This window comes from Sphingobacterium spiritivorum (assembly GCF_016725325.1).
Lineage (GTDB): Bacteria > Bacteroidota > Bacteroidia > Sphingobacteriales > Sphingobacteriaceae > Sphingobacterium.
This window is the reverse complement of the sequence record NZ_CP068083.1, coordinates 2,215,364-2,227,621: the sequence shown is the minus strand read 5'-3', so window position 1 is coordinate 2,227,621 and position 12,258 is coordinate 2,215,364. Positions and strand designations below refer to the sequence as shown.

Genomic DNA, 12,258 nt, shown 5'->3' with positions numbered 1-12,258 from the left:
CCCAAAAAGGAATTCCTTTTCAGACACTTACTTTATTGTACTATCGATCCATCCGCACAATTTTAGGCGTGAACGTACCCAGTATATCCACTAATTCGGATTGAAGTGCGATTACCTTCCGGATATCTTTGTAGGCCATAGGGGCTTCATCTACACTTCCCCCGACAAGCTCTACATCGGTATCTTTAAGTAGTTTTTGCATCTGAGATGGCGTGAAAGAAGCTTTACATGCAGCTCTCGACAAGAGCCGTCCTGCTCCATGTGATGCTGATTGCAAACTACTTTCATTTCCCCTCCCGGTCACAATATATCCCGGAGAAGTCATAGATCCCGGAATGATCCCCAGTTCTCCTTTTGCTGCCGGAGTAGCTCCTTTACGGTGTACGATACATTCCTTTCCGTCTACCAGCTGCTTCCATGCAAAATTGTGATGATTCTCCACCTTAAATGCCGGCCGTTTACCAAGAGCTTTCGCTATGCGCCGGTGAATATCGTCATGACAGGCACTTGCATAGTCTCCGGCTAGGTTCATTGCCATCCAATATTCATGGCCATCATGTGTATCCAGATCTAACCAGGCCAGGTGCTGTACTGACCGGGGCAACGGACATTGCTTTGTCGCCAGATAAGTATAATGTTTAGCAATGTTGGCCCCCAATCCTCTGGAGCCGCTATGCGACAATAAGGCTACATATTCGCCTGCCGGAAGCTCCCACTCTGGTCTCGGATCGTCCAGATTCACTATCCCGAACTCTACGAAATGGTTACCGCCCCCTGAAGTTCCCAACTGCTTCCAGGCTTTACCCAGCAGATTTTTGAGAAGCGGTATTTCCTGAAATTCCTTTCTGGAAAAGATCTCATGATCTGCCTTATTCTTATGCGTCTCGTACATGCCAAAGCAAGTCTGTTCTAAAAGCATATTTGTCAATTGAAATCTTTTTCCTTTCAGATAGCCCGCAGGCAGATCAAAGACAGAGAGGCTCATTCTACAACCGATATCGACACCCACGCCATACGGAATCACAGCATTATCTGTTGCCAGTACTCCTCCTATCGGCAGTCCATATCCGGAATGAGCATCTGGCATCAATGCTCCGCTGACAGCCACCGGGAGCTTCAATGCATCAAACAGCTGGCGTTTTGCCTGTTCGTCGATTTCATTCTCTCCAAATATGCTGAAGGGAACTCTTGAAGTTCTCAATTGCTGTAAACGCACTTCTACGGGTCTGACCAATCCCTCAGCTACTTTGCCCCATATACCATCCCCCAGGAATTGTTCGGGAGAAAGGAGTACCTGTCTGGCATCCGCCAATATTGTTTCTTTTTTATCACGCTTTCTATAGCGTTGTATTTGCCCTAAGGCAATATTTATTGCATTATTCTGTGGGAAGCCCAATTTGATAAGGTCTTTCCCGGAAAGTTTCTTTCCCATGTTATTTTTATTCAAATCAATACGATACCTCTGGACATCATGATCCATAAGTGTTATGGTCGGCTGAAAAAAGTCGGCCGGATTTATATCCATTCGGGAAAATCTGTGAAGGGTCCGGAATAAACAAAAAAGCCCGAATGATCTTCGGGCCTTTTCTTATATTTCGTTAAGTAATCTTAAGAGGAGAAAGAAGCACGAAGAAGAGCCTCAGCAATTCCAATTGCTGATGAAGCTAAAGCTGTAGGATGTAGTACAAACATTTTTTCTTCGTTTTAAAAGGGTTAAACCATTAATATCGCTGCAAAGATTTAAATTATTTCTTAAATACCAAAATATTCTTCTTAAAAAATTACACTCCTCTCTTCCCGCTATACATGAGCAATTTTATAATCGGGGTATTATAACTCTAATTTTTACTGGCTATTCCCTCTTGTATGACGATTCACTATCTTTGCAGCATGCGTTTTGATATTATTACCGTATTACCTGATTTACTGACAAGTCCTTTTGCACATTCTATTCTGCAGAGGGCTCAGAAAAAAGGCCTGGCCGAGATCGTTGTTCACAATCTGAGGGACTATGCAACGAACAAACAAAAGTCTGTGGATGATTATCCATATGGCGGGGGTTCGGGTATGGTCATGCAGATCGAGCCCTTTGCAAAATGTATTGAATATCTGCAGTCTGAGCGGGATTATGATGAAATTATCTTTATGAGTCCGGATGGCCAAACCCTGAATCAGGAGATTGCTAATTCCCTTTCGACAAAAGGGAATATGATGATCCTTTGCGGACATTACAAAGGTATAGATCAGCGTATACGTGATATTTATGTTACGAAAGAAATATCCATTGGAGATTACGTTCTTTCGGGGGGAGAACTTCCGGCAGCTATTCTGACCGATGCTATTATTCGTCTTATCCCCGGGGTTTTATCTGATGAAACATCAGCCCTATCTGATTCTTTCCAGGATGGTCTTCTGGATGCACCTATCTATACTCGTCCTGCGGAATGGAGAGGTCACAAAGTGCCGGACATATTATTGAGTGGTAATGAAGCTAAGATTTCAGCCTGGAGAGACGAACAGCAGTTACAAAGAACTAAAGAAAGACGTCCGGATTTATTAAATGACTAACAAAAAAGGCTTTTTTTTATTTTTTTGTCACATAAAATTTGCATTATGAATTTTTTTTATAAATTTGTGATATTATGTTGACAATTCAATTAAACAATACGTGGTGGTGGCCTGGAGCAAATTGCATCGGGTGCTAATGTATTGTCATAATATTTCATAATCAACCAAAACCACTTATGGAAGTTCACCCGACGCAGAAAACGTCGGGTTTTTTGTTTTTACTGGAAATTAGAAAAAATTAGAGCATACATGTTATACAATTTCGAAACGAATTTTAAAAAGATACTGGCAGACACCACTACACCTGTAAGTATCTACCTGCGTCTACGGGATGCCTTCCCTAATAGTCTGTTGCTGGAAAGCTCAGATTACCACAGCAGAGATAATAATATCAGTTATATCTGCTGCCAGCCACTGGCGGGTATCAGACTGAATAAACAAAACCTTGAAATACAATATCCTAATCAGGAAGTAGAATATAAAAATGCGGATGAAATAGATTTGAGAAGTGAAATTTCCCTTTTCAGAGAAAAATTCAGTCAGATTGAAACTCCTGAAATCAATGTAATTTCGAATGGATTATTTGGTTACTTTACCTTTGACTGTATTGAGCATTTTGAGGACATCAAACTGACAACCGCCATTGACCCCAAGCGCGACATTCCATTTCTACAGTATCACGTATATAAATATGTAATCGCAATCGACCACTTCCGGAATCAGCTTTATATTTTCGAACATCTTCTGAACGGAGAGGAATCCAGTCTGGAAAAAATGGAATACCTGATTAAGAACAAGAATTTTCCGGAATATGATTTTCGTACAAACGGGGAGGAAACATCTAACCGTACAGATGAGGAACACCGGGAGCTGGTTCGCAAGATGATCAAACACATTCAGCGCGGAGATGTGTTTCAGATTGTTCCTTCACGTGCATTTGCAACTCCTTTTCTGGGAGATGAATTTAATGTGTACCGCGCATTACGCTCAATCAATCCTTCTCCATATCTGTTTTATTTTGATTACGGAGATTTCAAAATCTTCGGATCATCTCCCGAAGCACAACTGACCATCCGTAAAAGTGAAGCTGCCATTTATCCGATTGCCGGTACATTCAAACGTACCGGTGATATGGAAAAAGATGAGAAAATTGCGGAAGCATTAAAAAATGATCCTAAAGAAACATCTGAGCATGTGATGCTGGTGGATCTGGCCCGAAATGACCTGAGCAGACACTGTGATCAGGTGACTGTACGGTCTTACAAAGAAGCGCAATATTATTCGCATATCATCCACTTAGTCTCTAAAGTAACTGGAAAACTGAAAGATAATATCAATCCGTTTGATGTGGTGGGAGATACCTATCCGGCCGGAACACTAAGTGGAGCTCCCAAACATATGGCGTTGACTCTTATAGACCGATACGAGGGACAGCAACGTTCTTTCTACAGCGGAGCAATCGGTTATATGGGATTTAACGGTGACTTCAATCATGCCATTATGATCCGTTCCTTTCTTAGTAAACAAAACCTCTTACATTATCAGGCTGGCGGCGGCATTGTACTCGACTCTGACCCTGAAATGGAATTGCAGGAAGTAAATAACAAAATAGCAGCGTTGAGAAAAGCGCTGGAATTAGCTGAAACATTATGATCAGGCCTTTAGAATATTGTGAAAATCTTGCTCATGTACGTTCATCTATTGATACGATTGATTATCGTATCCTGGAACTGATCGCTCTCCGAAAGGATTATGTAGCAAAAGCAGCTGAATTTAAAAACAGCACCGAAGAAGTTATTGCTGAAGAGCGCGTCAACCAAATGCTGAAGGATCGCCTGGAACTGGCTAAAGGTTTCGGATTGAAAGCACACTTTGTTGAAGGCCTTTTTAGTGATATTGTCAATTATTTTATAAACGAAGAATTAAACAAATTCGATGAGCAGCAAAGTATTAGTAATCGATAATTACGATTCATTTACCTATAATCTGGTGCATCTTTTACAAGAATGCGGACAAGAATATGAAGTGTGGAGAAACGACAAATTCAATATTGAAGATGTAGCAGCCTTTGATAAGATCTTATTATCACCAGGACCGGGTATACCTGAAGAAGCGGGCTTATTACTGGATGTCATCCGCACATACGCCGGGAGCAAAAGTATATTGGGCATCTGTCTGGGACAACAGGCCATTGCAGAAGTCTTCGGAGGTAAGCTGTTCAATATGACAAAACCCCTGCATGGAGTTGCTACAGATATTATCGTAACAGATCCTGAAGAGTCGTTATTCAGGGATTTTCCTAACGGATCAAAAATCGGCCGATATCATTCCTGGGCAGTAGATAAAGAATCACTGCCGGAAAGTCTGCATATTACGGCATTAGATGAAAACGGAACTATTATGGCTCTTTCGCATAAGACACTGGATGTAAAAGGTATGCAGTTTCATCCGGAATCTGTCCTGACAGAAAATGGGAAAATATTAATTGAAAACTGGTTAAAGCATTAACATGACTATATTAGATAAAATCGTTGAGCGTAAAAAAACGGAAGTAGCAGAGGCTAAAACCAAAGTTCCGCTGGAAAAGCTTGAAAATTATCCACTTTTTGGACGTAGCTGCTATGTACTCAGAGACAGCATTCTGCATCCCGAACGAACAGGTATCATAGCCGAATATAAGAGAGCCTCTCCTTCCAAAGGTCTTATTAATGGGATATCATCTGTCACAGAGGTAGTAAGTGGTTATCAGGCTGCAGGAGCTTCTGCAATATCCGTATTGACAGATACCGATTTTTTTAAAGGAACACTTGATGATCTGACTGAAGCACGGAAGGCTTTAACCATTCCTTTATTACGAAAGGAATTTATTGTAGATAAATATCAGATCGCTGAAGCTAAGGCGTATGGAGCCGATATTATTCTGTTGATTGCTGCCTGTCTTACCGCAGAGGAAATCCTCGACCTATCCACTTATGCCAAGCAACTGGGGTTGAATGTATTACTGGAAGTCCATAACGAAGAGGAATTGAACCGCAGCATCTTTGATAAGATAGATGCCATAGGCGTTAACAACCGTAACCTGAAAGATTTTTCGGTCTCACTGGATCATTCATATGATCTTGTCAATAAGATCCCTTCGCAATACATTAAAGTTTCGGAAAGTGGAATATCCGACCCTGAAACTATTAAAAAATTAAAAAAAGCTGGCTTTCAAGCCTTTTTGATTGGTGAGAATTTTATGAAAACTGAAAATCCTTCTCTGGCAATTGCAAATTTTGTCAAAGAATTATAATTATTATTTATAACTAATCTAAATAGAGTATATTTGTAGCCGGGTACGTTTATTTACGTATTTGATCTATCAGATTTTGGAGGAAACAAAGTTCATTATTACGCATCAGAGTTTTGAACAACTTTATCTCGATCATTGGGAAAAGTTGTTCTTTTTTTGCGTGAAAACTATCCAGGACGAAGAGATTGCAAAAGAAATCGTACAGGAAGTATTCAAATCGTTGTGGGAACGTAAGGATAAACTGGAACTTAAGGAAGTAGAGCGTTATCTGATACGGTCTGTAAAACTGAAAGCGTTTGAATATATCCGCAATAGGGTAACACGTCAGCAACACCATGAGGTGATTCTGAATGCATACAAAGAAGAGTATCATGAAAATTCTGTAGAAGTACAAGAGCTTTCAAGTAAGATAAACAACCTGATCGGGTCTCTTCCGAACCAATGTAAGAATGTGTTCAAGATGAGTCGCCACGAGGGTCTGACAAATAAAGAGATAGCATCCCGGCTTTTTATTTCGGAAAGAGCGGTAGAATACCACATCAGCAGGGCACTCTCCACATTAAAAACTCATTTGTCAGATTACATAAAATAATTTTATCTTTATCTATTCATACTATTACTATCCGCATGATCAGCAAACAGCTCTTAGAAAAATATCATCTCGGCTTATGTTCGGAAGAAGAACAAGAGTTGGTAGAACTATGGCTGGAAAATGATGATCTGGAGCTAGAAAGTGACACAAAACCTGTACAGGATATCGAACAGGTAAAAGCTGAAATGTGGTCAAATATCCGGCTGGATATTAAGCAGAAGAAAAACTTACGCATATTTCATTTCGGCACATGGGCTACTGTTGCGGCTATATTGGTTGCCATTATTGGTGTGCGCACATTACTTATTAATAATCAGTCTTCTCTGACAAACCGGTTTACATTTGATAATCTTTCAGGAGATCAGATCAGGAATTATGATGAACATAATTATAATATAACGCTTTCCAAAAAATCTTTTGCGCGTATCGATACGGAAACCGGAGAGCTGGATGTCAAAGGAGATATTATGTTTACACCCAAAAAGGACATTATCCTTAATGTGTGTGACCAAAATCACCAGATCAAACTGAAGTCGGGAGAAACATACATTTTATTGGATCAGAATAAAAGCTGTCAGCATATTGTACTGACAAAGCAGGAGCTGACTTTCCTATCCCCTATTTTACAAAACCAGTTAAAAATACAATTTAATATTTCCTAGTCGAGAATATGTCCGTTATAAAGATCTCTGTATACAATCTTTTAATTATTCTTACCCTGCTTACCGCCGGCTGCAGCCGAACAAAACCGGAAATCAAAACGAACGGAACATACTCCCTTTATCTGATGACGAAAGATGGTGGTCACGCCATCATGACACTTGACAGCTTAGCGTCAAACTCCGTTATCGATTCAGAACAAATGATCACAGTCCCAAACAATACATTTGATCGGTCCATTATTATCAAAGATGGTTTTTATTATCATATGGATGGCGGACAAAACAGTTTTAATAAATATTCCCTGCAAAATGAAGGTCTTCAGCAAATCGCTGCCATCCCTATGCAGGACAAACATATCGAAAACAAGTATTGGATTGCCAGAGATACATTACTGTTGCTCACGCTAGATGACCGGACCTACTCGAGACTGGAGTATTACAAGATAGATACCAAGTCGTTCCGCATCGTATCTTCCGGAATTATTCCAGTGACCTTCCCTACTAAAGAATTTCCCTTTTTATCTATTGGCTTTAACTATATACGGGACAATAAAATGTTTATCGGTTATTCTTTTAACAAGACCATGGCCAAGAATGATTATACAACGATAGATACGATGTATGTCGCTACAGTAGATGTTCCGACTATGCAGATCAATCATGTCCAGAAAGATACCCGCTCCACATATCCAGGTGGCATTAATACAGTACAATCCTATAGTTTTGAAGATGAAAATCACAATTTCTACTTTATGAGCTGTCCGGGGATAGCATTAGGAAATAATCTAAAAAAACCTACTGCAATCTTTAGAATCGACGCTAAGATCAATAAGATTGACCCTGACTATATGATCAATATTTCTGAAAAGATAAACAATCATGCTTATGGAATGTGGTATCTGGGCAATCAGGAAGCACTGATTCGCAGTGAACGTAAAGACCGTTATCATAATTTTCAGGATCACCATTCCACTTACCATTTTGAATATTATCGGGTCAATCTTAAAACCGGAGATATGGTCAAACTCGACCTTCCGTTTGATAAAGGTACCCGAAAAGAATCTGTCATAGTACAAAAGAATAAGGCATACATCGGAATTGATGATTCAACAAATACACATAGCATCTGGGTATATGATATCCCTGCAGCGAAAATCAGTAAAGGCACCGGATTATCTCAACGTGTAGACTTTATTCTGCGCATGGATAGTCTGTAGTAGACATTACAAACAAAAGTCTACGGAGACTGATCAATAAAAAATATAAAGTAAAGAATCATTGCCAATTGGCGATGATTTTTGCTTTATGCAATCTTATAATATCCCTGTTTATCCCCTCAAACGCAATTTTAAATAAAAAATAATACTTTCATACCCTTCATCAGCAAGCACTTACGGTTTAATTTAAAAATAAGTATGTATCCGGCCTTCGGTAAATCCGGAGAAGAGCTACATATCTTATATATAATTAATCTAAATAAGAATGTCGTATTTAAAAACGGTATGGTATATCATCTTTACTTCCATATCGATTATCAGTGTAGCTCAACAGCGGAATGAAGTAAAAGGACGTATTGTCAATAATACAAATGAAGGAATTCCTGATGCAAGTATTCAAATTCAGAATTCAACTATCGGTACTAAATCCATTGAAAACGGGGAATTCAAAATTTCGGGAATAGCAGATGGCCAGCATACGCTCCTTATCTCGGCTGTAGGTTTCAAAAAGACAAGTGTCAAAATCAATACTGCTTCACTACCTCCCACATTACGTATTTCTTTAGAAAAGGATCTTAACCAACTCTCAGAGGTCAATATTAACGGAAAGACCCAGTCAAAAAAAATCAAAGAGACAGGTTTGAATGTCAATATTATCGAGACCCGGCAATATGCGAATACAAACGCAGACATCAATCAGATCTTAAACAGAAGTACTGGCGTTCGGATTCGTGAACAAGGGGGCTTAGGATCCGATTTCACATTTTCATTAAATGGTCTTTCCGGCAACTATATCAAGTTCTTCATTGATGGTATCCCAATTGAATCCTTTGGATCGGGTATGACCTTGAATAATATGCCGGTCAATATTGCAGAGCGCATAGAAGTATACAAAGGCGTTATTCCGGCACACCTGGGGTCAGATGCTCTTGGTGGAGCAGTCAATATCGTTACCAACCGGGATAAGAAAAAATTTCTGGATGTAAGTTACAGTTATGGTTCGTTCAACACACACCGGGCAGCTGTGAGCGGTGGATTTAAGGATAAAAACGGAATTATGGTGAATGTAAATTCTTACTACAACTATTCGGACAACGACTATCTTATGAAATCCAATCCTAAAGCCAATTTTTACCTGACCGTACCCAGTTTTCAGGATGAGTCACGCTTTGATACTTTAGCCACTGCAAGAAGATTCCACGACCAGTACCGTTCGGCAATGGGTCAGCTGGAGGTTGGAGTAGCGGATAAAAAATGGGCGGATGTCGCCGTATTAGGAATCACTTATAATGATGTATATAAACAGCAGCAGACCGGAGCTACACAGGAGAAAGTGATCGGACTGGTGAACAATAAGTCTCATAGTATAACCCCAAGTATACGTTATCGCAAGAACAGATTATTCATTGATAACCTTTCTGCAACCTTGTTCTCCAATATTAATATCAGTAAGGGAGTCATCACAGATACAAGTTCTTATGCACCCTTCTTCTGGGATGGCAAGGCCCGGGAATATCGTCCTAATGCCGGAGAATTTAATTCAACGAAGTCTATCTCGCATGATAAATCCTATAATACACTCACCCAGGCGAATCTGAATTATGCTGCAGCAAAGCATCATGTCTTTAATCTGAATTATAACCTCAATATCAATCAACGGGAACGATTTAATGAAATTGACCCGTATAATCAATACTATAATAAAACTAATAAGATATCAAGACATATACTTGGATTAAATTACCAGCAGAACCTATTTGGGGATAAATGGGTTAACAGCTATTTTTTAAAGAACTATACTCTTTCGGGAAAAGTGGATGATGTTTCCGGAAAAAGTACACGCGAGAGCAGCAGCTTTACCGGCTATGGAATTGCATCATCTTACACCATATTTGGGGGATTTGGGATAAAAGCATCTTATGAGCATGCATACAGATTACCAACATTTACTGAGTTATATGGAAATGGATTAGAGGTTGAAGGTAATCCAAATCTGAAACCAGCTAATAGTGACAATTACAACATCAATTTCTTTTACAATACGCTATTCGGAGACCACAGTTTATCCTTCGATGCCTCAGCATTTTACAGAAACGCCAAGGACTACATTATTTCCCAGCAGTATGAGGAGGGCAGTAACGGAAGTAAAAGTCAATCCAAAAACCAGGGTGGGGTAAAAATAAACGGAGCCGATTTTGAAGCAAAATACACCTACCAAAGCTGGTTGAAAGCCATGGTAAATATGAGCTATTATAATGCTCAAAACAGAGAAAAATATATAAAAGGCACGGAGAACAGAGTAGATATCACCTATGGCAGCCGTACACCAAATGAACCCTGGTTATATGGAAATGCAGATGTAAGTACTTTATTCCGCAATCCGTTTGGAACAAAAGAAAGTGCACTGGTTGTCAATTACTATCTGCAGTTTGTCAACAGTTATTCGCTGAGCTGGTCCAAACTGGGTGGTAAACAAACCAAAGATTATATACCTGAGCAGTGGATAAACAATCTTGCCGTAACCTATTCCATGAAAAACAACAAATATCATATCACACTGGAAGGCAAGAACCTGACAGATCAGATAGCTTATGATGTTTTCAAGCAGCAAAAGCCGGGTCGCTCCTTTTCAGTAAAACTTAGATACAGCATTCAATAATAATTATTTAACATAAAATACAATGATCAGTACAATTAAAAATTCATTGGCAATGTTAGCCGGATTAAGTCTGGCTACCGCATCAATGACAGGATGTAGTAAATCTGACGGAGGTACTACCGAACCACAGGATTCAAAAGCAAATTATGCCATTACTTACAGCACAACTAATGGGTATTACTTGCTTCCTATAAAGGATCTGATGAGTGGCACAATATCACCCGTTGGCAAAGGTACAGATGTAACAAGCATATTTACCTGGTCAGAAAACAAGATCCAAAAAGGTAAATATTTCTTTCACCTGGATCCGGAAGGTTCCAAATTCGGAAAATACAATTTTGAATCCGGAGAACTGGTTACTGAAAAGGTAGTCCCTTTTACAAAGTTTTCTTATCCATACCTGGGATGGCATACCTGGATTGATGATAATACATTGGCCTTCGGAACGCGTAACGGAGATGAATTCGCAATCATGAATGCAACAACTCTTGAAATCTTAAAAAGCGGAAAAATCCAAACAGGAACTCAAATTCCTGCAGATCACAGTATAGGTATCAATTCGGCAATTCCGCAAGGTAATAAGATGCTCGTCACGCTGACCTTGAAAGATCTGAAAACAAATACCACTTTAGACAACTCATACACGGCGACAATGGATCTTAATACCTTTGATAACTTTAAGATCACAGGTACAGAAAATCGCTCTGCTCCTATCGGCGCTATCAGAAATGGGTATTTCCACAAATTCAGTGATGAAGGATATACTTATCTTCTTTCTCTGCCAATGAAAATGTTAGGTGGTGGTAAACCCCACTTACCAACAGCTTTCTTCAGAATCAAAAACGGAGAAACAGAATTTGACAAAAACTATTTCTTCAATACAAGCAAAAGCCTGAATGGAGATCACCAGCTGGGTGTTGCGAATCTTGGAAATGGTAAAGTAATTATTGCAAATGCCAAAGATGCGGCAAACATGGTCAAAACAAAAGATGACTGGTGGTATGCTGCAATGTGGGAGTACTATGTTGTAGATGTAAGATCTCAGCAGATTGTCCGCAGACTGGATTTCCCTCCATTGTTAAACTCGACATCTGCAGTAGTGGATAACGGAGTAGCTTATATTGCGGTAAATGATCCAAAAGCCGATGCGATTTACATCTGGTCATACGATTCTAAAACCGATAAGCTGACTAAAGGAGCAAAAGTAGATGGTGGTACGGATGACACTCCTGTATTATACAATTTAAAATAATCCTCCATAATCAGGT

The 12,258-nt window shown here is 39.5% G+C and carries 11 protein-coding genes; 10 read left to right on the top strand and 1 reads right to left on the bottom strand.

The window, feature by feature from the left end; translation table 11 throughout:
• Nucleotides 1-40: 40 nt before the first annotated feature.
• A complete protein-coding gene (locus tag I6J02_RS09145) occupies nt 41-1,432 on the bottom strand; it encodes an RtcB family protein (RefSeq protein WP_201681404.1) in 1,392 nt (463 codons plus the stop codon).
• Between the two features lie 458 nt (nt 1,433-1,890).
• On the opposite strand from I6J02_RS09145, the gene trmD reads away from it, so the two are divergent.
• From trmD to I6J02_RS09095, 10 genes are all read left to right on the top strand, one after another.
• Nucleotides 1,891-2,568: a tRNA (guanosine(37)-N1)-methyltransferase TrmD gene (gene trmD, locus I6J02_RS09140; protein WP_201681695.1), complete on the top strand. Its 678-nt coding sequence runs from the start codon at nt 1,891-1,893 to the stop codon at nt 2,566-2,568.
• 249 nt (nt 2,569-2,817) lie between these two features.
• On the top strand, nt 2,818-4,221 hold the full coding sequence (locus I6J02_RS09135; protein WP_201681403.1) for an anthranilate synthase component I family protein: 1,404 nt from the start codon (nt 2,818-2,820) through the stop codon (nt 4,219-4,221).
• A complete protein-coding gene (locus tag I6J02_RS09130; protein ID WP_201681402.1) occupies nt 4,218-4,532 on the top strand; it encodes a chorismate mutase in 315 nt (104 codons plus the stop codon). Before I6J02_RS09135 ends, I6J02_RS09130 begins: the two co-directional genes overlap by 4 nt.
• Nucleotides 4,504-5,076, top strand: a complete 573-nt coding sequence (locus I6J02_RS09125) for an anthranilate synthase component II (protein WP_201681401.1) — start codon at nt 4,504-4,506, stop codon at nt 5,074-5,076. Before I6J02_RS09130 ends, I6J02_RS09125 begins: the two co-directional genes overlap by 29 nt.
• 1 nt (nt 5,077) lies before the next feature.
• Complete coding sequence (gene trpC / locus I6J02_RS09120; protein WP_201681400.1) at nt 5,078-5,860, top strand: indole-3-glycerol phosphate synthase TrpC; 783 nt, start codon at nt 5,078-5,080, stop codon at nt 5,858-5,860.
• 160 nt (nt 5,861-6,020) lie between these two features.
• Nucleotides 6,021-6,452, top strand: coding sequence for a sigma-70 family RNA polymerase sigma factor (locus I6J02_RS09115; RefSeq protein WP_236582384.1), 432 nt, complete (start codon nt 6,021-6,023; stop codon nt 6,450-6,452).
• A gap of 35 nt (nt 6,453-6,487) precedes the next feature.
• The gene (locus I6J02_RS09110; protein ID WP_201681398.1) at nt 6,488-7,114 is read left to right on the top strand and encodes a hypothetical protein; all 627 of its coding nucleotides are present in this window, start codon (nt 6,488-6,490) and stop codon (nt 7,112-7,114) included.
• A gap of 8 nt (nt 7,115-7,122) precedes the next feature.
• The gene (locus I6J02_RS09105; protein WP_201681397.1) at nt 7,123-8,331 is read left to right on the top strand and encodes a hypothetical protein; all 1,209 of its coding nucleotides are present in this window, start codon (nt 7,123-7,125) and stop codon (nt 8,329-8,331) included.
• Nucleotides 8,332-8,596: 265 nt separating this feature from the next.
• Entirely contained in the window at nt 8,597-10,990 is a 2,394-nt protein-coding gene (locus tag I6J02_RS09100; protein WP_201681396.1) for a TonB-dependent receptor, read from the top strand.
• Nucleotides 10,991-11,012: 22 nt separating this feature from the next.
• Nucleotides 11,013-12,242, top strand: a complete 1,230-nt coding sequence (locus I6J02_RS09095; RefSeq protein WP_201681395.1) for a DUF4374 domain-containing protein — start codon at nt 11,013-11,015, stop codon at nt 12,240-12,242.
• Nucleotides 12,243-12,258: the final 16 nt, after the last annotated feature.

Bases quoted from the DNA above. Each gene is read 5' to 3' on its own strand.
- trpC (WP_201681400.1), top strand. From the start codon at position 5,078: ATGACTATATTAGATAAAATCGTTGAGCGTAAAAAAACGGAAGTAGCA.
- I6J02_RS09100 (WP_201681396.1), top strand. From the start codon at position 8,597: ATGTCGTATTTAAAAACGGTATGGTATATCATCTTTACTTCCATATCG.
- trmD (WP_201681695.1), top strand. From the start codon at position 1,891: ATGCGTTTTGATATTATTACCGTATTACCTGATTTACTGACAAGTCCT.
- I6J02_RS09135 (WP_201681403.1), top strand. From the start codon at position 2,818: ATGTTATACAATTTCGAAACGAATTTTAAAAAGATACTGGCAGACACC.
- I6J02_RS09130 (WP_201681402.1), top strand. From the start codon at position 4,218: ATGATCAGGCCTTTAGAATATTGTGAAAATCTTGCTCATGTACGTTCA.
- I6J02_RS09145 (WP_201681404.1), bottom strand. From the start codon at position 1,432: ATGGGAAAGAAACTTTCCGGGAAAGACCTTATCAAATTGGGCTTCCCA.
- I6J02_RS09105 (WP_201681397.1), top strand. From the start codon at position 7,123: ATGTCCGTTATAAAGATCTCTGTATACAATCTTTTAATTATTCTTACC.
- I6J02_RS09110 (WP_201681398.1), top strand. From the start codon at position 6,488: ATGATCAGCAAACAGCTCTTAGAAAAATATCATCTCGGCTTATGTTCG.
- I6J02_RS09095 (WP_201681395.1), top strand. From the start codon at position 11,013: ATGATCAGTACAATTAAAAATTCATTGGCAATGTTAGCCGGATTAAGT.
- I6J02_RS09125 (WP_201681401.1), top strand. From the start codon at position 4,504: ATGAGCAGCAAAGTATTAGTAATCGATAATTACGATTCATTTACCTAT.